This is a genomic window from Serratia sp. MYb239 (assembly GCF_002966855.1).
Taxonomy (GTDB): Bacteria; Pseudomonadota; Gammaproteobacteria; order Enterobacterales; family Enterobacteriaceae; genus Serratia_B; species Serratia_B rhizosphaerae.
The window spans coordinates 1,474,377-1,495,864 of record NZ_CP023268.1; the positions used below are offsets into that span (position 1 = coordinate 1,474,377).

Annotated in this window: 21 protein-coding genes; 13 read left to right on the plus strand and 8 right to left on the minus strand. The window is 58.5% G+C overall.

Annotated features, from left to right (window positions below):
• Positions 1-86 precede the first annotated feature (86 nt).
• The 3 genes from CLM71_RS07085 to CLM71_RS07095 form a co-directional block, all read right to left on the minus strand.
• A complete protein-coding gene (locus CLM71_RS07085; RefSeq protein ID WP_105230377.1) occupies positions 87-1,673 on the minus strand; it encodes a malate:quinone oxidoreductase in 1,587 nt (528 codons plus the stop codon).
• Positions 1,674-2,118: 445 nt separating this feature from the next.
• Positions 2,119-2,823 (minus strand): glutathione S-transferase N-terminal domain-containing protein, encoded by a 705-nt coding sequence (locus tag CLM71_RS07090; RefSeq protein WP_105230378.1) that lies wholly within the window; start codon positions 2,821-2,823, stop codon positions 2,119-2,121.
• Positions 2,824-2,898: 75 nt separating this feature from the next.
• Positions 2,899-3,579, minus strand: a complete 681-nt coding sequence (locus tag CLM71_RS07095; protein WP_105230379.1) for a helix-turn-helix transcriptional regulator — start codon at positions 3,577-3,579, stop codon at positions 2,899-2,901.
• A gap of 88 nt (positions 3,580-3,667) precedes the next feature.
• On the opposite strand from CLM71_RS07095, the gene CLM71_RS07100 reads away from it, so the two are divergent.
• The 7 genes from CLM71_RS07100 to CLM71_RS07130 all read left to right on the plus strand — a co-directional run bounded on the left by CLM71_RS07100 (position 3,668) and on the right by CLM71_RS07130 (position 9,124).
• Entirely contained in the window at positions 3,668-4,012 is a 345-nt protein-coding gene (locus tag CLM71_RS07100) for an antibiotic biosynthesis monooxygenase (protein ID WP_105230380.1), read from the plus strand.
• Positions 4,013-4,383: 371 nt separating this feature from the next.
• The gene (locus tag CLM71_RS07105; protein ID WP_199776405.1) at positions 4,384-5,241 is read left to right on the plus strand and encodes a YPO3983 family protein; all 858 of its coding nucleotides are present in this window, start codon (positions 4,384-4,386) and stop codon (positions 5,239-5,241) included.
• Positions 5,225-5,689 carry a DUF943 family protein gene (locus tag CLM71_RS07110; RefSeq protein ID WP_199776406.1) on the plus strand — a complete coding sequence of 155 codons (465 nt, stop codon included), beginning with the start codon at positions 5,225-5,227 and terminating at the stop codon, positions 5,687-5,689. The genes CLM71_RS07105 and CLM71_RS07110 overlap by 17 nt, the downstream gene beginning before the upstream one ends.
• A gap of 86 nt (positions 5,690-5,775) precedes the next feature.
• Positions 5,776-6,240, plus strand: a complete 465-nt coding sequence (locus CLM71_RS07115) for a DUF943 family protein (RefSeq protein WP_105230383.1) — start codon at positions 5,776-5,778, stop codon at positions 6,238-6,240.
• A 70-nt stretch (positions 6,241-6,310) separates the two neighbouring features.
• Positions 6,311-6,760, plus strand: a complete 450-nt coding sequence (locus CLM71_RS07120) for a DUF943 family protein (protein ID WP_370446998.1) — start codon at positions 6,311-6,313, stop codon at positions 6,758-6,760.
• A gap of 49 nt (positions 6,761-6,809) precedes the next feature.
• Positions 6,810-7,283, plus strand: a complete 474-nt coding sequence (locus CLM71_RS07125) for a DUF943 family protein (RefSeq protein WP_105233246.1) — start codon at positions 6,810-6,812, stop codon at positions 7,281-7,283.
• A gap of 209 nt (positions 7,284-7,492) precedes the next feature.
• Positions 7,493-9,124, plus strand: a complete 1,632-nt coding sequence (locus CLM71_RS07130; RefSeq protein WP_370446976.1) for an ABC-F family ATPase — start codon at positions 7,493-7,495, stop codon at positions 9,122-9,124.
• A gap of 71 nt (positions 9,125-9,195) precedes the next feature.
• On the opposite strand, the gene moeB is transcribed toward CLM71_RS07130, so the two are convergent.
• Together moeB and moeA are read right to left on the minus strand one after the other, a co-directional pair.
• On the minus strand, positions 9,196-9,957 hold the full coding sequence (gene moeB, locus CLM71_RS07135; protein ID WP_105230385.1) for a molybdopterin-synthase adenylyltransferase MoeB: 762 nt from the start codon (positions 9,955-9,957) through the stop codon (positions 9,196-9,198).
• Positions 9,958-9,959: 2 nt separating this feature from the next.
• Complete coding sequence (moeA, locus tag CLM71_RS07140; protein WP_105230386.1) at positions 9,960-11,198, minus strand: molybdopterin molybdotransferase MoeA; 1,239 nt, start codon at positions 11,196-11,198, stop codon at positions 9,960-9,962.
• Between the two features lie 113 nt (positions 11,199-11,311).
• Here moeA and CLM71_RS07145 point away from each other — a divergent pair, with 113 nt between their 5' ends.
• The 6 genes from CLM71_RS07145 (at position 11,312) to gsiD (ending at position 18,466) form a co-directional block, all read left to right on the plus strand.
• Positions 11,312-11,848: a DUF924 family protein gene (locus tag CLM71_RS07145; RefSeq protein WP_105230387.1), complete on the plus strand. Its 537-nt coding sequence runs from the start codon at positions 11,312-11,314 to the stop codon at positions 11,846-11,848.
• Positions 11,849-12,170: 322 nt separating this feature from the next.
• Positions 12,171-13,130 carry an isoaspartyl peptidase/L-asparaginase family protein gene (locus CLM71_RS07150; protein WP_105230388.1) on the plus strand — a complete coding sequence of 320 codons (960 nt, stop codon included), beginning with the start codon at positions 12,171-12,173 and terminating at the stop codon, positions 13,128-13,130.
• 15 nt (positions 13,131-13,145) lie between these two features.
• Complete coding sequence (locus CLM71_RS07155; protein ID WP_105230389.1) at positions 13,146-15,023, plus strand: dipeptide ABC transporter ATP-binding protein; 1,878 nt, start codon at positions 13,146-13,148, stop codon at positions 15,021-15,023.
• Between the two features lie 19 nt (positions 15,024-15,042).
• Complete coding sequence (gsiB, locus tag CLM71_RS07160) at positions 15,043-16,575, plus strand: glutathione ABC transporter substrate-binding protein GsiB (RefSeq protein WP_105230390.1); 1,533 nt, start codon at positions 15,043-15,045, stop codon at positions 16,573-16,575.
• A gap of 56 nt (positions 16,576-16,631) precedes the next feature.
• Positions 16,632-17,552: a glutathione ABC transporter permease GsiC gene (gsiC, locus tag CLM71_RS07165; RefSeq protein WP_105230391.1), complete on the plus strand. Its 921-nt coding sequence runs from the start codon at positions 16,632-16,634 to the stop codon at positions 17,550-17,552.
• Between the two features lie 2 nt (positions 17,553-17,554).
• Positions 17,555-18,466, plus strand: coding sequence for a glutathione ABC transporter permease GsiD (gsiD, locus tag CLM71_RS07170; RefSeq protein ID WP_105230392.1), 912 nt, complete (start codon positions 17,555-17,557; stop codon positions 18,464-18,466).
• 45 nt (positions 18,467-18,511) lie between these two features.
• Here gsiD and fghA read toward each other — a convergent pair whose 3' ends face one another.
• Genes fghA through CLM71_RS07185 form a run of 3 tightly spaced genes read right to left on the minus strand, consistent with a single transcriptional unit; the run spans position 18,512 to position 21,422 of the window.
• A complete protein-coding gene (gene fghA, locus CLM71_RS07175) occupies positions 18,512-19,354 on the minus strand; it encodes an S-formylglutathione hydrolase (protein WP_105233247.1) in 843 nt (280 codons plus the stop codon).
• Between the two features lie 19 nt (positions 19,355-19,373).
• The gene (locus tag CLM71_RS07180) at positions 19,374-20,501 is read right to left on the minus strand and encodes an S-(hydroxymethyl)glutathione dehydrogenase/class III alcohol dehydrogenase (RefSeq protein WP_105230393.1); all 1,128 of its coding nucleotides are present in this window, start codon (positions 20,499-20,501) and stop codon (positions 19,374-19,376) included.
• A 30-nt stretch (positions 20,502-20,531) separates the two neighbouring features.
• Positions 20,532-21,422, minus strand: a complete 891-nt coding sequence (locus CLM71_RS07185; RefSeq protein WP_105230394.1) for a LysR family transcriptional regulator — start codon at positions 21,420-21,422, stop codon at positions 20,532-20,534.
• Positions 21,423-21,488: the final 66 nt, after the last annotated feature.

A 21,488-nucleotide genomic window follows, 5' to 3' on the forward strand; every position in this document is an offset into this window, starting at 1 on the left:
GATAATACGGCATAAAAAATGCCAGTCAGCGTTGACTGACTGGCATGTGCGGTTACCGGAGCGGGGCCGTTGCCGGCCGCGTAGGTTTACTGCGCTTCAGCAGCTTCCGGTTTCACTTCAACATAGTTCAGCTGCAGCGTGTTGCTGGTGTAGCTGCGGATCTTGTTGGTCATTTCCACGTTGCCGTTCAGCTTTTGGCCGTAGGACGGGATGATCTCTTTCAGCTTGGCCTGCCACTGCGGCGTTGCCACTTTGTCTTTGAACACTTTTTCCATCAGGTGCAGCATGATTGGCGCAGCGGTGGAAGCGCCCGGTGACGCGCCCAGCAGTGCGGCGATGCTGCCGTCCTGCGAGCTGACCACTTCGGTGCCGAACTGCAGCACGCCGCCTTTATCAGCATCTTTCTTGATGATCTGTACGCGCTGGCCGGCGGTCCACAGTTTCCAGTCTTCCTGCTTGGCGTCCGGGTAGTACTCTTTCAGCGCGGCAAAGCGATCGTCGTCGTTCATCATCAGCTGACCGACCAGGTATTTCACCAGATCGAAGTGATCCAGACCGACGTGGGTCATTGGCATCAGGTTTGAGCTGTTCATGGAAACGATCAGATCAAACAGCGAACCGTTTTTCAGGAATTTGCTGGAGAAGGTAGCGAACGGTCCGAACAGCAGCACGCGTTTGCCGTCCAGCATACGGGTATCCAGGTGCGGTACCGACATTGGCGGGGAACCGACGCTGGCCAGGCCGTAGGCCTTCGCCAGGTGCTGATTGGCAACTTCCGGGTTGCTGGTAACCAGGAACTGACCGCCGACCGGGAAGCCGCCGTAGCCGTCTGCTTCCGGAATGCCGGACTTCTGCAGCAGGTGCAGCGCCGCGCCGCCGGCGCCGATAAACACGAACTTGGCGTTGGTGGTGGTTTCTTTACCGCCGTTGTTCAGATCGGCGATGGTCACCGCCCAGCTGTTGTCCGGGTTGCGTTTGATATCGCGTACTTCATGGCCCAGGCTCAGGTTGAATTTTTTGTCTTTGGACAGGCTGTCCACCAGCTGATGGGTGATCACGCCGAAGTTAACGTCGGTGCCCAGCGGCATGCGGGTGGCGGCGATTTTCTGCGCCGGATCGCGGCCTTCCATCATCAGCGGCGCCCACTGTTTGATCTGCGCAGGGTCTTCAGAGTACTCCATCCCGCGGAACAGGGTGCTGTGCTGCAGCGCGGCGTAGCGTTTGCGCAGGAAGTTGATGTTATCGTCTCCCCAGACAAAGCTCATGTGCGGCACGCTGTTGATAAAGGATTTCGGATTGCCCAGGACGTTATTTTTGACCTGATAAGACCAGAACTGGCGGGAGATCTCGAAAGATTCGTTAACGGTCACCGCTTTGCTGATATCGATGGTGCCGTCTTCTTTTTCCGGGGTGTAGTTCATTTCGCAGAACGCGGAGTGGCCGGTGCCGGCGTTGTTCCAGCCGTTGGAGCTCTCTTCCGCCACGGAGTTCATGCGCTCGACCATATCGATGGTCCAGTCCGGCTCCAGTTCATGCAGGTAAGTGCCCAGCGTGGCGCTCATGATACCGCCGCCGATCAGCATAACGTCGACGTTTTTATTTTCTGCGGCGACGGCCTGCTGGCCAAGGCCGAACAGGTTGGCGCAGAAAAACAGAACGAGTAATTTTCTCATTAAATTAAATCTCTTTTGTGTAAATTCTACTCATTGCAGGTGAAAGAATTTATCGGTAATAACCCTGGATATTCGTGAAAACGCGCATTGTCCTCGGCGCGTAAATAGCGATAAGCCCTTTTTGTTAACAGGGTATTTAACGAAAAGTGGCTTATTCGTAGCGACGCTGAAGAGCAAATGTGCGGTTCACGTTTACTGGCGGGGTATTATTCTTTACAGGAATGTTAAAAACTACTTTTGTAACTAAAAAAAGTTTCAAAACTTACAGAAAATATAAGGTTTAATGCGAATTTAATTTAAGTTTTGCAGTAATTGTATTATTTGCCGGCTAAGCATCCCCTCTTTGCCGGCAAATTAAGCGGTGAAGCGTATGCGGCGTCTAATTGCCAGCCGCGTCAGGTAACAAAAAGATAACGGCCGCCGGGCAGGCGACCGGTGATACGGCTTATGGTCGCGCCGGGATGTTCAGGCCGCGCTGCACCGCCGGGCGTTCCAGACCGCGCTCCAGCCAGGCGCCGACGTGGGGGAAGCTGTCGAACGACACCAGTTCGCGCGCTTCGTAGAAGCCAATCAGGTTGCGCACCCAGCCGAGCAGGGAAATATCGGCGATGGTGTAATCTGCACCCATGATCCACTCGCGGTTTTCCAGCCGCTCATTCAGCACGCCGAGCAGGCGCTGCGACTCCTTCTGATAGCGCTGCAGCGGGCGTTTGTCTTCATATTCGCGTCCGGCGAACTTGTGGAAGAAGCCGAGCTGGCCGAACATTGGCCCTACCGCCGCCATCTGGAAGAATACCCACTGGATGGTTTCAATGCGCTGTACCGGATCCTGCGGCAGGAACTCACCGCATTTCTCTGCCAGATACAGCAAAATGGCGCCGGATTCGAACAGCGCCAGCGGTTTGCCGTCCGGCCCGGCCGGATCGAGGATCGCCGGGATTTTGCCGTTGGGGTTCAATGACAGAAACTCCGGCGTCCAGGTTTCGTTCTGGCTGATATCAATCAGATGCGCCTCATAAGGCAGGCCGGTCTCTTCCAGCATGATCGACACTTTGACGCCGTTGGGCGTCGGCAGGGAATAGAGCTGTAGCCGTTCCGGATGCTGCGCCGGCCAGCGGGTGGTGATGGGAAATTCGGTGGCATCAAACATAGTGGCTCCTCACGTTAGACGGGGGCACAGGTCGGCGCCCGCAGGGTACAGTAATAAGGCTAGCGCAGCGCGCCGTTACAGCGATATGCCAAAATGTGCGGCCAGCGCTTTTTTTCCCGCCGGCGTGATGTGCAACTGACGGCTATCGAGCTGTTTGCGCACCCAGCTGCGCCGTTCGAAGGCGGCCAGCAGCGCTGCGCCCAGCGCGCCGCCCAGATGTTCTCGTCGTTCGCTCCAGTCCAGGCAGCCGCAGGCGAAACGGCGGCGGGAGGCGGGGAGCGCACAGTCGACCCCCAACCGTTCCAGCGCGCTGCGTCCTTGCGGCGTTAGCTGATAGTCGTCGCCGCACAGCCACTCCTGCGCAAACAGCCGGTTATGCAGGCTGACCGCTACCTCGCCGGCCATATGGTCATAGCAGGTGCGGGCCAGCTGCAGCGCCGTCGGCGTGCTGCTTTTCACCACCGGTCGCGGCGCGCCCGCCAGCGCCATCAGCGATTCCAGCGCGGCGGCCACTTCGCCGTCCGCCAGACGAAAATAGCGGTAGCGCCCCTGTTTGACGCAGGCGATCAGCCGCTGATCCTGCAACCGCGCCAGATGGCTGCTGGCGGTCGACGGCGCCACATCGACCGCGACGCTCAGTTCCGTGGCGGTATAGGCGCGGCCGTCCATCAGCAGGCACAGCATACGCGCCCGCGAACGGTCGGCGATAGCGGCGCCGATTGCCGCCAGCCGCTGGTCGATTTCATCGTGATGCATATTTCGCTCCATGGCGAAGTGTCGTGGTAAGGATGAGTTTAGGCTGGCGTCAGCTTATCGACAAGGCGCGCTGCGCCGGGAGGAAAAGATGATTGCGGTAATCTTTGAATTGCACGCGGCCGAAGGGCGGCAGGAGACCTATCTGGCGATGGCGGCGCAGCTGAAGCCGCTGCTGGCGCAGATTGACGGCTTTATTTCCATCGAACGCTTCCAAAGCCTGGCCGAGCCGGACAAACTGCTGTCGCTCTCCTTCTGGCGTGATGAAGAGGCGGTGCGGCAGTGGCGCAATCTGGAGGCGCACCGTGCGGCGCAGGCGCGCGGCCGCGATGGCGTATTGCACGATTACCGGCTGCGGGTAGCGCAGGTGGTACGTGATTACGGCGACAGCCAACGTGAACAGGCGCCGGCGGACAGCCGGCAGGCGCATGGCTGATTGCGCATGCGCAAAAGAAGGAGGGCGGTTGCCGCAGCGGCGCGCATCGACGGCATTGCTGTGATGGGGAAAAGGAGGCACCGGTGGCGGCAAGAGAAACATCGGCCGCCCTGTGTTTCTGAAAATAACCACGGTTCCCCATGATGCAGTAATGAAACGTTGGCCGTTGTTTCTTAATAAAGGAAGCGTCAGGGGGAAGAGCCGCCTCCGGAGGCGATGAAAATCCAGGAATAAACTTATCTTTTTGGTGTTAATAGCAGCATGAATCCTGTTTTTCGCCGCAGTTGTGTGCAATATCTATACTAAGTTTGGCTGCTGAGTATCATTCGCTTGTGACGATCATTGGACGATGACACAAGGAATGTATCATGATGGCTGCACTGCAGTTCCCCTGCACGATATTTAAAACGCAAAAGCGCATGGACGATTACGGAGCGAGCGATATGCGTTGTGGAGACCTGTCCGCATCACAGCTAAAAACGCATTTTCGACTGGCGGACGTTTCCGCCACCGTAGACCCGTGGACGCTGACCAGAAAACGTCTTCACCAGACGCACCCGCGCGCCTATGCGATGGTCAGCCGCCTGTCCGCCCCGCAACAGACGCTGACCCGCCGGGAGTGCGCCGCCATACTATTTGATGAGCTGCGCCAGCTGTCGCGGATGTTTGCCCTTTATGGCCCCTATAAGTACCTGATCGGCAAAATGATCGACCATCTGCAATACGGCAACGGCACACCGTTTGCCAGCCCGCATCTGGACAGGGCGTTGAGGGAGCATATTTTGGGGGATGTCTCAAAAAACAGCACTTTTCTCTTATTAAGAGAGATAATTAAAGAAAATATTGATTGGGAAAAAAAGTGTTATCCTGAGAAACTAAAGGAAGAGCTAAGAGATGCGGTGCTTAGAGGAAGGCTTCCAAAATTTGATAGATTTCAGGATAACTTTAATGGGATGGGTATCACTATCCATGATACTTGGGCAACTCATATCACCATAAAATCTCTACATATTGATGATAACCGTTACCATGCTGTTATACATTACAAAGTGCAGGATCACTTTGGATTGGATAATGATGATATTTCAAAGTTTAAATTTAAGCAGTTCCGGTTTTTCCGTATATGGTTTGTACTTCAACGATTCAATCAGTTTGGATTCAAACCATTTATGACTAACATGGAAACAACGATAGAAATCATTAGCGGGTATAATCGAAATGATAAGTAAGAAAATAATCAATGTACTGCTTGGTATTCTTTGTACATTTTTAGGGTACATGTTTTGGTTATCAATTCGTCATGTAGATATAGTCGCGGTTCATCAAAAAAATAACTACAGTGATGTTTTAGTTAGAGGGTTTCCTGTTACTGACAAGGGAAAAATCCAGTGGTGGTTTGAAAATAAGGATAAGCTAAAGAATCAGTATAATATCCCGCAGCCTGCATCCTACGGTGGCTTTACCGTGACCTTCTGGTTGTTTGGTGATGGCTATCAGGAGGAGGGTAAGTATGATCGTCTGTGTTTCGATGATATGCCAACCAAGAAAAACTGTATTGATAAAAACTTGCTGATGATGGTCAGGTACGCTAAAAGTACCGGCCTGTCTTTTCGGTTGGATGGTGGGGTGTATCGCATAAAGGGAAATGGTGAAATGATAAAAGAGAAATATAAGTAGATATACTCATCTACTTTACATGGTCGATATTTAATTAATGGAAATTATATTAATAACAATATCGATAAGTATCATGGAAGATATCAATGACTGTTATAAATAAAAAACGAAATGAATTTTTACTACTAGTAGTCGGTGTTCTAGCAGTTTATATCGCCTGGTGGTTTTCACGCCCGGTTAAAATCGTGGCGGTTCATGAGGATAGGCACTTTAGCTCAGTGTTGGTCAATAACTTCCCGCTTACTACCAGGGGGAAAATAGAGTGGTGGTTGCAGCATAAGGATATGCTAAAAGAGCGCTATGGCATCCCCAAACCGGCATCTTATGGTGATTTTAGCGTGAATTTTTGGTTGTTTGGTGACGGCTATAAAGAGGAGGGTAAGTACGACAGACGCTGCTTTGATGATATGAAAACCAAGGTGAACTGTATTGAAAAAAATATCGTTTTCTCTGTAAGTAAAAGTGAGAATCTGGGTGTTATTTTTGTTGTGGAAAACGGGATATACCGAATCGATAAAAACGGTAAGATAGCAAAGGTAAATATAGACTAAGGATGATGATTTAGCTTTATCCTGCATGGAGGATTCAGGGAGGAAAACCATGTCGATAAGATCTATGGATATGAGGGTTAAGTTAGTCCTGTTAGTGATGGCCGGTGTTGTAATTGGTTATGCCTCCTGGTTGTTATTACGCCCGGTTAAAATCGTGGCGGTTCATGAGGATAGGCACTTTAGCTCAGTGTTGGTCAATAACTTTCCATTTACCACCAGGGGGAAAATAGAGTGGTGGTTGCAGAATAAGGATATGCTAAAAGAGCGCTATGGCATCCCCAAACCGGCATCCTATGGTAATTTCAGCATCACTTTCTGGCTGTTTGGTGACGGCTATAAAGAGGAGGGTAAGTACGACAGGCGCTGTTTTAATGATATGAAGACCAAGGTTAATTGTATTGAAAAGGATATCGTTTTAAATGTGCGCAATAGCAAAAATATGGGTGTTGTATTTTTTGCGAATGGAGGAATATACCGAATCGATAAAAACGGTAAGATAGCAAAGGTAAATATAGACTAAGGATGATGATTTATCTTTATTCTACATGGGAGAGTCAGGGAGGAAAACCATGTCGATAAGATCTACGGATATGAGGGTTAAGTTAGTCCTGTTAGTGATGGCCGGTGTTTTAATTGGTTATGCTTTTTGGCTTCTTTTGCGACCGGTAGAGATTGTTGCCGTTCATCAGGATGATGATTTTAGCGCTGTGTTAGTCAAGAGTTTTCCACTTACCGATAAGGGAAAAATATCTTGGTGGATGAAAAATAAGGATAGGCTGAAAGAGCGCTACGGCGTTCCGAAACCGGCGCCCGATGGCAACTTCTACATCACATTCTGGCTATTTGGGGATGGCTATAAAGAGGAAGGCAAGTATGACAGACGCTGCTTTGACGATATGAAGACCAAGGTTAATTGTATTGAAAAGGAGGTGGTTTTTTCAGTCAATAACGATAGTCGCAACCGAATCCATTTTACGACATACAGTGGCGGCGACTATCTGCTGACGGATAACGGCGAAGTGGTTAGCTATGAGTACCGGTAATTAACGCTTTTATCGCGAGCGAACTTCCCCGTTGGATCGGCCAGCAACCAATCGCACGTCAGCCTCCGTAGCAGCACGCCACCGGCAGCACGTTTCGTCGCTCACCGTCGGCTAATCCACATTGTCAGCCATGCATCATTCCCCCCCACTGGCCGCGTGTGGTAAAAATGAACACACTATGGGCGATCCCGGCGGCCCGTTGTGGCATAATGCGCGCCAAATCACATTCCCAATTAAGAGCGAGCGTTGTGTTAAGTACTAACAACATCACTATGCAGTTCGGCAGTAAGCCGCTGTTTGAAAACATTTCCGTCAAGTTTGGCGGCGGTAACCGTTACGGTTTGATCGGCGCCAACGGCTGCGGCAAATCCACCTTTATGAAGATCCTCGGCGGCGATCTGGTGCCGAGCGGCGGCAACGTTGCGCTCGACCCGAATGAGCGTCTGGGTAAGCTGCGTCAGGATCAGTTCGCCTTTGAGCAGTACAGCGTGCTCGATACCGTGATCATGGGCCACACCGAGCTGTGGGAAGTGAAAGAAGAGCGCGACCGCATCTACGCGCTGCCGGAAATGAGCGAAGAAGACGGCTATAAAGTGGCCGATCTGGAAGTTGCCTACGGCGAGATGGACGGCTACAGCGCCGAAGCGCGCGCCGGCGAGCTGCTGCTGGGCGTTGGCATTCCGGTGGAACAACACTACGGCCCGATGAGCGAGATCGCCCCGGGCTGGAAACTGCGCGTGCTGTTGGCGCAGGCGCTGTTCTCCGATCCGGAAATTCTGCTGCTCGACGAACCGACCAACAACCTGGATATCGACACCATCCGCTGGCTGGAGCAGGTGCTGAACGAGCGCAACAGCACCATGATCATCATTTCGCACGACCGTCACTTCCTGAATATGGTGTGCACCCATATGGCGGATCTGGATTACGGCGAACTGCGCGTCTACCCGGGTAACTACGACGAATATATGACGGCGGCCACCCAGGCGCGCGAACGTCTGCTGGCGGACAACGCCAAGAAGAAGGCGCAGATTGCCGAGCTGCAGTCGTTTGTCAGTCGCTTCAGCGCCAACGCCTCCAAGTCCAAGCAGGCCACCTCGCGCGCACGTCAGATCGATAAGATCCAGTTGGACGAGGTAAAAGCCTCCAGCCGTCAGAACCCGTTTATCCGCTTCGAGCAGAACAAGAAGCTGTTCCGCAACGCGCTGGAAGTGGAAGCGCTGACCAAGGGCTTCGACAACGGTCCGTTGTTCAACAAGCTGAACCTGATGCTGGAAGTCGGCGAGAAGGTCGCGGTGCTGGGTACCAACGGTATCGGTAAAACCACATTGCTGAAAACGCTGGTGGGCGATATGCAGCCGGACAACGGCAGCGTCAAATGGTCGGAAAACGCCAAGATTGGTTACTACGCCCAGGATCACGAATATGAGTTCGATGAGACGCTGACGGTATTCGACTGGATGAGCCAGTGGAAGCAGGAGAACGAAGACGAGCAGGCGGTGCGCAGCGTGCTTGGCCGTCTGCTGTTCAGCCAGGACGATATCAAGAAGAAAGTGAAGGTGCTGTCCGGTGGTGAGAAGGGGCGTATGCTGTTTGGCAAGCTGATGATGCAGCGTCCTAATATCCTGATTATGGATGAGCCGACCAACCACCTGGATATGGAATCCATTGAATCGCTGAACATGGCGTTGGAAATGTATGAAGGCACGCTGATCTTCGTTTCCCACGACCGTGAGTTCGTCAGCTCGCTGGCAACGCGCATTCTGGAAATCACCCCGAACAAGGTGATCGACTTTACCGGCAACTACGAAGACTATCTGCGTAGCCAGGGTATTGCCTAATCCCCTGACGGATTAACGGCGCGGCGGGTGCACTTCAGGCGCCCGCCGCGCCGTCTCTCTCTTTTCCCCGCTTATTCGGCCTCTGCGCCGCACACCTCGCACTGCGGGTTCTTCGGCAGTTTCATTTCGCGGAACTGCATGCTCATGGCGTCAAACATCAGCAGTTTTCCCACCAGCGGCTGCCCGTAACGGGTCAGCAGTTTGATGGCTTCCATCGCCTGCAGGCTGCCGATGGTGCCGACCAGCGGCGCCATCACGCCGGCTTCCACGCAGGTCAGCGCGGTGTCGCCGAACAGCCGGCTCAGACAGCGGTAGCATGGCTCGCCCGGCTGATAGGTGAACACGCTCAGCTGGCCCTCCATACGGATGGCCGCGCCGGAAACCAGCGGCTTGCGCTGCGCGTGGCACAGGCGGTTCAGCTGATCGCGGGTGGCGACGTTATCGGTGCAGTCCAGCACCACGTCGCAGGCGGCGATCATCGCCGCCATCTGTTCATCGTCCGGTTGCTTGTCCACGGTGTCGATCGCCACGTGCGGATTCACTTCGGCCAGCGTTTGTCGGGCCGAGGCCACCTTGCTCATGCCGATGCGCTGGTCGCTGTGCAGGATCTGGCGCTGCAGGTTGGAGAGCGCCACGCTGTCGAAATCCACCAGCGTCAGCCGGCCGACGCCGGCGGCGGCCAGGTAAGGCGCCGCCGCGCAGCCTAACCCGCCCAGGCCGACGATCAGCGCATGGGAGGCTTTCAACTGCTCCTGCCCGTCGAAGTCGAAGCCGCGCAGGACGATCTGGCGGTTATAGCGCAGGGTTTCGGCATCGGTTAATTCCGGCAGCATGATCAGCTCCTCAGCAGCGCATTAAACGGCTCGATCTCCACCATCTCGCCGGCGGCAACGGCGCCGCGTTCACGCTCCAGCACGATAAAGCAGTTGCCCTGGCTGAAGGAGCTGAATACGTGCGAGCCTTGGTGGCCGGTGGTGCTGACCTCCAGTTCACCCTGCGCATTGCTGGCGAACAGCCCGCGCTGAAAGTCGAGGCGGCCCGGCGATTTCTTCAGCGGCGTCAGGGCGCGGGCGCGCAGGCGTGGCGGCATACGCCATTCGCTGTGGCCGGCCAGTTTTGCCAGCAGCGGCTGCACCAGCTGATAGAAGGTCAGCGCCGCGGAGACCGGGTTGCCCGGCAGGCCGCAGAACCAGGCGTGCTGCAGTTTACCGAAGGCGAACGGTTTGCCCGGTTTGATCGCCAGCTTCCAGAAGCCGACCTCGCCCAGTTCGTCGAGCATCTGTTTGGTGTAATCGGCCTCGCCGACGGAGACGCCGCCGCTGCTGATCACCACATCGGCCTCACTGTCGGCCTGCTTGAAGACAGCGCGCAGCGCCGTCTGATCGTCGCGGATAATGCCGAGGTCAAGCACCTCGCAGCCCAGCTGTTCCAGCATCAGGCGCACGGCAAAACGGTTGGTGTCGTAAATCTGGCCTTCCTGCAGCGGCTGGCCGACCGGCTGCAGCTCGTCGCCGGTGGAAAACACCGCCACTTTCAGTTTGCGCATCACACGCAGTTCGGCAATCCCCAGCGAGGCCAGCAGCGGCAGCTGCGCGGCGCCCAGCTTCACCCCGGCGGGCAGTACGCTGGCGCCCTGGCGGATATCTTCGCCCGCCAGACGGATATTCTGCCCGGCGTGCACCACGGCGTTGAAACGCACGCCGTCGTCGGTCACTTCCGCCTGCTCCTGCATAATCACCGCTTCGGCGCCGGCCGGCAGCGGCGCGCCGGTCATGATGCGCACGCAGCTGTGGGCGGGCCATGCGTCATTGAAAGGGGCGCCGGCAAACGCCTTGCCGGCCACCGGCAGCGGGGCGTTGGCGTTGAGGTCGCCCAGGCGCACCGCGTAGCCGTCCATCGCCGAATTGGCGAACGGCGGCACGTTGAGTGGTGAGATCACCGGCGTGGCGGTAATGCGCCCGGCGGCGTCGGTCAGCGCCACGGCTTCGGTTTCGCTCAGCGGCGTCACCTGGCTGAGCATGTTGTCCAGCGCCTGTTCAAGGGAAATCAGATCGGCAGTATGGCAATGGTCCATAAAAAAGAACTCCATAATCAGAGGGCGCGAAAATATCGGCGAAGTGGGTCTATTATGGCAGATAACCCCTGACGGGAGAATGACCCGGCTAATCACGCGTGAAGGAGAAAAAGATGCATAAGCAGGTGATAGATTTCTGGTTTGAAGAGATTGATCCGGCGATGTGGTTCCGCAAAGACGATGACTTCGATCGTCAGCTGCATCAGCGTTTTTCCGCACTGTGGCATGCGGCGGCGGCGGGGGAGCTGGCCGCCTGGCGCGATAGCATCGAAGGCCGGCTGGCGGAGGTGATCGTGCTCGATCAGTTCAGCCGCAATCTGTTCCGCGGTACGCCGCGCTCATTTTCCTGCGACGGCATGGCGCTGATTCTGGCGCAGGAGGCGATACGCAGCGGCGAGTGCGAACAGCTGACGCCGGTGCAGCGCGGCTTTCTTTATTTGCCGTTTATGCATTCGGAATCGCCGCTGATTCATCAGCAGGCGCTGGCGCTGTACCAGGAATTAAATAACCCCGAACAGCTGGATTATGAAGTGCGCCATAAGGCGATTATCGATCGGTTCGGCCGTTATCCGCATCGCAATGCCATTTTAGGCCGCCGCAGCACGGCGGAAGAAGAGGAATTTTTACGCCAGCCCGGTTCGTCATTTTGACGGCATAAAGAGGCAAAATAATGCCCCACGTCCCGCCCGGCGAATAGTTTTTCGGCAGGCGGGACGTGGGGCCGTGATATTTGTCTGCACGCGCGGCCAATAAAGCCCTGTGGCCGGCGACTGTGCCATTTTGTTTAATTAACCCGCTGTTTTTATTCCATAAAAAAATATTTATGCGCAAAAGAATCTAATAAAAAGTTAGGCGGTACGCCACGGGGATGAAAGGCTTTACATCACCCGCTGCGCTAAATATAGTCAAAAAAGAATAATAATCGTCCCGTCATATCAATGGGATCTGAGCGTTAAGACAGGGTGACAGGCCATGAGCAAACCAGTGATTGCCATTCACGGCGGCGCGGGCGCAATCAGCCGTGCGGCAATGAATGCGGAGAAAGAGCAACAGTATATTCAGGCATTATCGTCCGTGGTGGCGGCCGGGCAGGCGGTGCTGGCCGACGGCGGCAGCGCGCTGGACGCGGTGACCGAGGCGGTCAGGCTGCTGGAAGAGTGCCCGTTGTTCAACGCCGGCAAGGGCGCGGTGTTCACCCATCAGGGCACCCATGAGCTGGACGCCTGCGTGATGGACGGCCGCGGCTGCGACGCCGGGGCGGTCGCCGGCGTCAGCCGGGTGCGCAATCCGGTGCTGGCGGCGCGCGCGGTGCTGGAACAGAGCCAGCACGTGATGTTTGCCTGCGACGGGGCGGAAAAATTCGCCGCCGCCCACGGTCTGGAAATGGTGGAGCCGGAATTCTTTTTTACCCAGGAACGCTTCGATCAACTGCACCGCGCTCAGGCGGAGCACGGCCGGGTGCTGCTCGATCATGACGGCGCCGCAGCGCTGCATGACGATCCTATCGATCCCGATCGCAAATTCGGCACCGTCGGCGCGGTGGCGCTGGACGCCGCCGGCAATCTGGCGGCGGCCACCTCGACCGGCGGCATGACCAACAAACAGGCGGGGCGCATCGGCGATACGCCGATCGTCGGCGCCGGCTGTTACGCCAACAATGCCACGGTGGCGGTTTCCACCACCGGCACCGGCGAAACCTTTATGCGCGGCGTCACGGCCTATGACGTTTCCGCGCTGATTGAGTACGCCGGCCTCAGCCTGCAACAGGCGACCGACAAAGTGGTGATGGAGAAACTGCTGCAGCTGGGCGGCAGCGGCGGGCTGATCGCCGTCGATCGCCACGGCAATATCGCGCTGCCGTTTAACAGCGAAGGCATGTACCGCGGCTTCGGCTATGTCGGCGATGCCCCTTCGGTGGGCATCTACCGTTAACCGGCCGGAGGCGGTATGAGCGAAAACATTCTCGAACCGGCGTCGGCCGGCAGCCTGATATTGCCACCGCAGCGGGTGCTGTCGGTGCGTGACCTCCGCGTGCGCTTTCACAGTGAAGACGCGGTGGTGGAGGCGGTGCGCGGCGTCAGTTTTGACGTCGACCGGGGCGAAACGCTGGCGGTGGTCGGCGAGTCCGGCTCCGGCAAGTCCGTCACCTCGCTGGCGCTGATGCGGCTGGTGGAGCAGGGCGGCGGGCAAATCGTCGGCGGCAGTATGACGCTGCGGCGCCGCAACGGCGACATTCTGGATCTGGCGGCGGCGCGGCCGCGTACCCTGCGCACGCTGCGCGGCGCCGATATGGCGATGATCTTTCAGGAACCGATGACTTCGCTGAATCCGGTATTTCCGGTGGGTGAGCAGATCGCCGAATCCCTGCGTCTGCATCAGGGCATGGATCGCCGTAGCGCGCGTCAGGAGGCGTTGCGCATGCTGGATCTGGTGCGTATTCCCGAAGCGAGAAACGTGCTTGACCGCTATCCGCACCAGCTGTCCGGCGGCATGCGTCAGCGGGTGATGATCGCCATGGCGCTGTCGTGCAAGCCGGCGCTGCTGATCGCCGATGAGCCGACCACCGCGCTGGACGTCACCATTCAGGCGCAGATCCTGCAGCTGATCCGTCTGCTGCAGCAGGAAATGCAGATGGGCGTGATATTTATCACCCACGATATGGGCGTGGTGGCGGAAATGGCCGACCGCGTGCTGGTGATGCGGCAGGGCGAAAAGGTTGAAGAAAACGCGGTGCGCCCGCTGTTCAGCGCGCCGCAGCATCCCTATACCCAGGCGCTGCTGGCGGCGGTGCCGAAGCTCGGCGCGATGGCCGAGCGCGACCTGCCGGCCAAATTCCCCCTGCCGGGCGAGGCGGAGGAGGGAGCGGTGCAGGACAGCGTGCCGCCGGGCGCCGCGCCGATCCTGCAGGTAGAGAACCTGGTGACGCGCTTTGACCTGCGCAGCGGCATCTTCAACCGGGTGACGCGGCGGGTGCATGCGGTGGAGAACGTCAGTTTCGATCTCTATCCCGGCGAAACGCTGGGGCTGGTGGGGGAATCCGGCTGCGGTAAATCCACCACCGGGCGTTCGCTGCTGCGGCTGGTGGACAGCCAGCACGGCACCATTACCTTTGACGGACAAACCGTCAATCAGCTTAAAGGCTCTGCGTTGCAGCATCTGCGGCGCGATATTCAGTTTATTTTCCAGGATCCGTATGCCTCGCTGGACCCGCGCCTGACGGTGGGCTTTTCCATTATGGAGCCGCTGCTGGTGCATAACATCGCCCGCGGTGAGCAGGCGCAGCGGCGGGTGGCCTGGCTGCTGGAACGGGTGGGGCTGCGGCCGGAGCACGCGCAGCGCTATCCGCACGAGTTTTCAGGCGGCCAGCGCCAGCGTATCTGCATTGCGCGCGCGCTGGCGCTGAACCCGAAAGTGGTGATCGCCGACGAGGCGGTATCGGCGCTGGATGTCTCCATTCAGGCGCAAATTGTGAACCTGCTGCTCGATCTGCAGCGGGAGTTCGGCATCGCCTTCCTGTTTATTTCTCACGATATGGCGGTGGTGGAGCGCGTCAGTCACCGCGTGGCGGTGATGTACCTCGGCCAGATTGTCGAGATCGGCCCGCGGCGGGCGGTATTCGCCAACCCGCAGCATGCCTATACCCGTAAGTTGATGGCGGCGGTGCCGGTGGCCGATCCGCGTCATGTGCAACATCGCCAACCGCTGTTGGCAGATGATATTCCCAGCCCGATCCGCGCGCTGGGGGATGAACCCGTTACCGCACCGCTGGTGGAGGTTGGCCCGGGACATTTTGTCGCGCGCCACCCGATTGCCGGTGCCTATTAGCTCCCAGGAGAAAAGCAACATGACTCAGAAACGTAGTGTATTGGCCGTTGCCGTGCTGCTGGCCGCAGTCGGCAGCAGCCCGGCGTGGGCGGCGAAGGATGCGGTGATCGCCGTGGCGTCCAATTTCACCTCGCTCGACCCTTACGATGCTAACGACACGCTATCGCAGGCGGTGGCGAAGTCGTTCTATCAGGGGCTGTTTGGTTTTGATAAGGATATGAAGCTGGTCAACGTGTTGGCGGACGGCTATCAGGTCAGCGACGACGGCCTGAGCTATACCATCAAGCTGCATCCGGGGGTGAAGTTCCACGACGGCACTGACTTTAACGCTGAGGCGGTGAAGGCGAACCTGGACCGCGCCAGCAATCCGGACAGTCACCTCAAGCGCTATAACCTGTTTAAGATGATCGACAAGACCGAGGTGATCGATCCGCTGACGGTGAAGATCGTGCTGAAGACGCCGTTCTCGGCGTTTATAAACAACCTGGCGCACCCGGCGGCGGCGATGATCTCGCCGGCGGCGCTGAAGCAGTACGGCAAACAGATCGGTTTCCATCCGGTGGGCACCGGCCCTTACCAGTTTGAAACCTGGAACCAGACCGACTTCGTTAAAGTGAAGAAATTTGCCGGCTACTGGAAGGCGGGGCAGCCGAAGCTGGACAGCATCACCTGGCGTCCGGTGGTGGATAACAACACCCGCGCGGCGATGCTGCAAACCGGCGAGGCCGACTTTGCGTTCCCGATCCCGTACGAGCAGGCCAAGGTGCTGGAGAAAAACGCCAAGCTCAATCTGGTGGTCGCGCCGTCGATCCAGCAGCGTTACATCAGCATGAATGTGACGCAAAAGCCGTTCGATAACCCGAAGGTGCGCCAGGCGCTGAACTATGCCATCAACAAAGAGGCGCTGATCAAGGTGGCCTTTGCCGGCTATGCCGCGCCGGCGCAGGGGCCGCTGCCGCCGACCATCGACTTCGCCGCCCGCTATCAGCCGTGGCCGTATGACCCGGCTAAGGCGCGCGAACTGCTGAAAGAGGCCGGTTACCCGAACGGTTTCAGCACCACGCTGTGGTCATCCCATAACCACAGCACCGCGCAGAAGGTGCTGCAGTTTACCCAGCAGCAGCTGGCGCAGGTGGGGGTGAAGGTGAAGGTCACCGCGATGGACGCCGGCCAGCGTGCGGCGCAGGTGGAGAGCGTCGGGGTGAAGGACACCGGCGTGCGGATGTTCTATACCGGCTGGTCGGCTTCCACCGGCGAGGCGGACTGGGCGCTGTCGCCGCTGTTTGCCAGCCAGGCGGCGCCGCCGAAACAGTTCAACACCGCGTTTTATAGCAATCCGCAGGTGGATAAGGACTTGAGCGATGCGCTGGCGACCACCGACCGCAGCAAAAAGCAGCAACTGTATAAGGACGCGCAGGATCGCATCTGGGCCGACGCGCCGTGGATTTTCCTGGCGACCGAGCGTCTGCTGTCGGCGAACAGCAAGCAGCTGAGCGGGTTCTACGTGATGCCGGACACCTCGTTCAGCTTTGACGACGCCGATCTGAAATAACGTGCGGCGCAGGGGCGCGGTTTGCCCCTGCGCCCCGGCTGTTGCTGGAATCTGTGATGCTGAATTATTTTATTAAACGACTGTTGGGGCTGATCCCGACGCTGCTGATCGTCGCGGTGCTGGTCTTTCTGTTCGTGCATCTGCTGCCGGGCGATCCGGCGCGGCTGGCGGCCGGCCCGGACGCCGACGAGGCGGTGGTGCAGCTGGTGCGTCAGGATCTGGGGCTGGACAAGCCGTTGCCGCAGCAGTTCGCGCACTTTTTTATCAACGCGCTGCAGGGCGACTTCGGCCATTCGATGGTGTCGAAACGGCCGGTGAGCGAAGAGATCGCCACGCGCTTTATGCCGACCTTCTGGCTGACCGTCGCCAGTATGGCGTGGGCGGTGATCTTCGGCATGGCGATCGGCGTGGCGTCCGCCGTCTGGCGCAACCGCTGGCCGGATCGTCTGGGCATGACGCTGGCGGTGTCCGGCATCTCGTTTCCGGCGTTCGCGCTCGGCATGCTGCTGATGCAGATCTTTTCCGTCGATCTGGGCTGGCTGCCGACGGTGGGCGCCGACAGCTGGCGGCACTATATTCTGCCGTCGATCACGCTGGGGGCGGCGGTGGCCGCGGTGATGGCGCGCTTTACCCGCGCGTCGTTCGTTGAGGTGATGCAGGAAGATTATATGCGCACCGCGCGCGCCAAAGGGGTGCGCGAAAGCCGGGTGGTGATTAAACACGGGCTGCGCAACGCGATGATCCCGGTGGTGACCATGATGGGGCTGCAGTTTGGTTTTCTGCTGGGCGGTTCGATCGTGGTGGAAAAGGTCTTCAACTGGCCCGGTTTGGGGCGGTTGCTGGTGGATTCGGTGGAGATGCGCGACTACCCGGTGATTCAGGCCGAGGTGCTGCTGTTCTCGCTGGAGTTTATTTTGATTAACCTGTTGGTGGATATGCTGTATGCGGCAATTAACCCGGCGATACGTTACCAGTGAGGATGCGCATGATTAACTGGCGACGCAATGCCGCGCTCAAGGCGATGCCGCAGCTTGATCCGCACGCGGTGCGCACTCCCTGGCACGAGTTTTGGCGGCGTTTCCGCCGTCAGCGCGTGGCGCTGCTTGCCGGGCTGTTCGTGCTGCTGCTGGTGGCGGCGGCGCTGTTTGCGCCCTGGCTGGCGCCCTATGACGCCGAAAACTATTTCGATTACGACCGGCTGAACGAAGGGCCGTCGCTGGTGCACTGGCTGGGGGTGGATTCGCTGGGTCGCGATATCTTCAGCCGGGTGCTGATCGGCGCCCGCATTTCGCTGGCCGCCGGCGTGTTTTCCGTGCTGGCCGGCGGCGCGATCGGCACGCTGTTGGGGCTGCTGGCCGGCTATTACGAGGGCTGGTGGGACCGCATTGTGATGCGCATCAGCGACGTGCTGTTCGCCTTTCCGGGTATTTTGCTGGCGATCGGCGTGGTGGCGGTGATGGGCAGCGGCATGACCAACGTGATCGTGGCGGTGGCGATTTTCAGCATTCCGGCGTTTGCCCGGCTGGTGCGCGGCAATACGCTGGTGCTGAAGCGGCTGACCTATATCGAGTCGGCGCGCAGTATCGGCGCCTCTGACCGCACCATTTTGCTGCGGCATATTCTGCCCGGCACCCTCTCGTCGATCGTGGTCTATTTCACCATGCGCATCGGCACCTCGATCATTAGCGCCGCCAGCCTGTCGTTTCTCGGGCTGGGCGCGCAGCCGCCGACGCCGGAGTGGGGGGCGATGCTGAATGAGGCGCGCGCCGATATGGTGATCGCGCCGCACGTGGCGATCTTCCCCAGTCTGGCGATTTTTCTGACCGTGCTGGCGTTTAACCTGTTGGGTGACGGCCTGCGCGACGCGCTGGATCCGAAGCTGAAAGGGTAAAGCGGCAGGAATAACGCCGCCCCGGACGGGGCGGCGGCCGGCGCATCAGCGGAACAGGTGTTCGGCGTGAAAGCGCAGGTGGTCTTCGATAAAGGTGGCAATGGTGAAGTAGCTGTGATCGTAGCCCGGCTGGATGCGCAACGTCAGCGGCCAGTCGCGCTGGCGCGCCAGTTCGGCCAGCTTGGCCGGCTGCAGCTGATCCGCCAGAAACTGATCGTCGTCTCCCTGATCGACCAGCACCGGCAGTTTTTCCGCACCGCTTGCCAGCAGGTGGCAGCTGTCGTATTGCAGCCACTGGCTTTCGTCATCGCCCAGATAGGCGCGGAAGGCGCGACGCCCCCACGGCACCTGACAAGGGTTGACGATTGGCGCAAATGCCGAGGCGGAGCGATAACGCTGCGGGTTGCGCAGCGCCATGATCAGCGCGCCGTGGCCGCCCATCGAGTGGCCGAAGATCGACTGGCGATCGCTGATGCTGAAGTGCTGGCGGATCAGCGCCGGCAGCTCCTCGCTGATGTAGTCATACATGCGGAAGTGACGATCCCACGGCGCCTGGGTGGCGTTGAGATAGAACCCGGCGCCCTGGCCGAGGTCGTAGCCTTCGTCGTCCGGCACGTCGTCGCCGCGCGGGCTGGTATCGGCCATCACCAGCACCAGCCCCAGCTCGGCGGCGATGCGCTGCGCGCCGGCTTTCAGGGTGAAGTTCTCGTCGTTGCAGGTCAGCCCCGACAGCCAGTACAGCACCGGCGGCGGGTTGTCATCACGCGGCGGCGGCAGGTAGATGCTGAAGGTCATCGGGCAGTTCAGGGTCTGCGCCGTATGACGGTAGCGTTGCTGCCAGCCGCCGAACATTCGGTGTTCTTCAAGCAGTTCGAGTGATGTCGTCATAATCAATTCGCCTCCTTGCTCAGCGCTTAGCGAAATGCACCACGGAACGGATCGATTTGCCTTCGTGCATCAGATCGAAGGCGTCGTTAATCTGCTCCAGCGGCATGGTGTGGGTGATAAAGTCGTTCAGCGCGAATTCGCCGTCCAGGTAGCGCTGCACGATACCCGGCAGCTGTGAACGGCCTTTGACGCCGCCGAATGCAGAGCCGCGCCAGACGCGCCCGGTCACCAGTTGGAAGGGACGGGTGGCAATCTCTTCGCCGGCGCCGGCCACGCCGATAATCACCGATTCGCCCCAGCCTTTGTGGCAGCACTCCAGTGCGGAACGCATCACGTTAACGTTGCCGATGCACTCAAAGGAGAAGTCCACGCCGCCGTCGGTCAGCTCGACGATCACTTCTTGAATCGGCTTGTCATAATCCTGCGGGTTGATCAGATCGGTGGCGCCCAGCTTGCGCGCCAGATCGAATTTGCTGGTGTTGATGTCGATGCCGATAATGCGGCCGGCGCCGGCCATCTGCGCGCCGATAATCGCCGACAGGCCGATGCCGCCGAGGCCGAAAATGGCAACCGTATCGCCCGGCTGAACGTTGGCGGTGTTGATGACCGCGCCCATGCCGGTGGTGACGCCGCAGCCCAGCAGGCACACTTCTTCCAGCGGCGCTTCTTTGCTGATTTTCGCCAGCGAGATTTCCGGCACTACGGTGTACTCGGAGAAGGTGGAGGTGCCCATATAGTGGAAGATCGGCTGGCCGTCTTTAAAGAAGCGGGTGGTGCCGTCCGGCATCAGGCCCTTGCCCTGAGTGGTGCGGATCGCCTGGCACAGGTTGGTCTTGCCGGATTTACAGAACTTACACTCGCCGCATTCCGGCGTGTAGAGCGGAATAACGTGATCGCCGACGGCGACGCTGGTGACGCCTTCGCCGACCGCCTCCACCACGCCGCCGCCCTCATGGCCGAGGATCGCCGGGAAGACGCCTTCCGGATCTTTGCCGGACAGCGTATAGGCGTCGGTATGACAGACGCCGCTGGCGACGATCCGCACCAGCACCTCGCCTTTTTGCGGCGGCATCAGATCGACTTCTTCGATCTTCAGCGGTTGGTTGGGGCCCCAGGCTACGGCCGCGCGGGTTTTGATCATCTCCATCATCGTCTCCTCAGTGATCTTGGGTAAGGGTTAGGCAGGTTCATGTTGTGTTTGCGGCATTTCAGCCAGTTCAATAATCAGTTGTTTCAGCGCGCGCACGTTGGGGCTGAAGGCGTCGCGCCGCCACAGCAGCCAGGTGGCGGTCTCGGCGATATCGTCGGGCAGCGTGTGCACCTTCACCCGCTCATGGCCGGGCAGCAGGGTGAGCACCGAATGCGGGATCATCGCCAACCCGGCGCCGCTGGCCACGCAGGCCAGCATCGCGTGGTAGGACTGGATCTCCATCACCTGACCGGGCTGCGCGCCATCGCGTTTGTACCAGGCTTCCAGCCGCAGTCGGTAGGAGCAGCTGGGACGGAAGGCGAACAGCGTCTCTCCGCGCGCGTCCTGCGCGCTGTGGATATCGGCATGGTCAAGGCTGGAAATCACCACCATATGTTCGGCGAAGGCGATGCAGCCGTTGAGTTCGTCATGCTGGAGCGGGCCGTCCACCAGCGCCGCCGCCAGGGTGCCGGCGCGCACGCGCTCGGTAATCTCCCCGGAGGTGTCGGTGACCAGCGACAGGGAAACCTGAGGATAGCGTTGGTGGTAAGCGGCCAGCAGAGTGGGCAGACGGGTGGCGGCGGTGCTTTCCATTGAGCCGAGGGCAAAGGTGCCCGCTGGTTCGCCGGCGTGGGTGATGCTCAGCGCTTCTTCGCTCAGCGCCAGAATACGGTTGGCGTAACACAGAAAGTTGTGCCCCATCGGCGACAGCCGCAGGCGCTGTTTCTCACGGATAAACAGATCGGTGCCCAGCTCCTGTTCAAGCTGGCGCAGGCGGGTGGTCAGGTTCGACGGCACCCGGTGCAGCAGTTCGGCCGCGCGGGCGACAGAGCCGGTTTCGGCGACGCTGCAAAACATACGAAGCTGGGTCAGATCCATACCGTTCTCTTTTCGTAAGCAACTTTGTGATGATTATTCAGTTTTTGTGAGTGTAATGCGACGGCA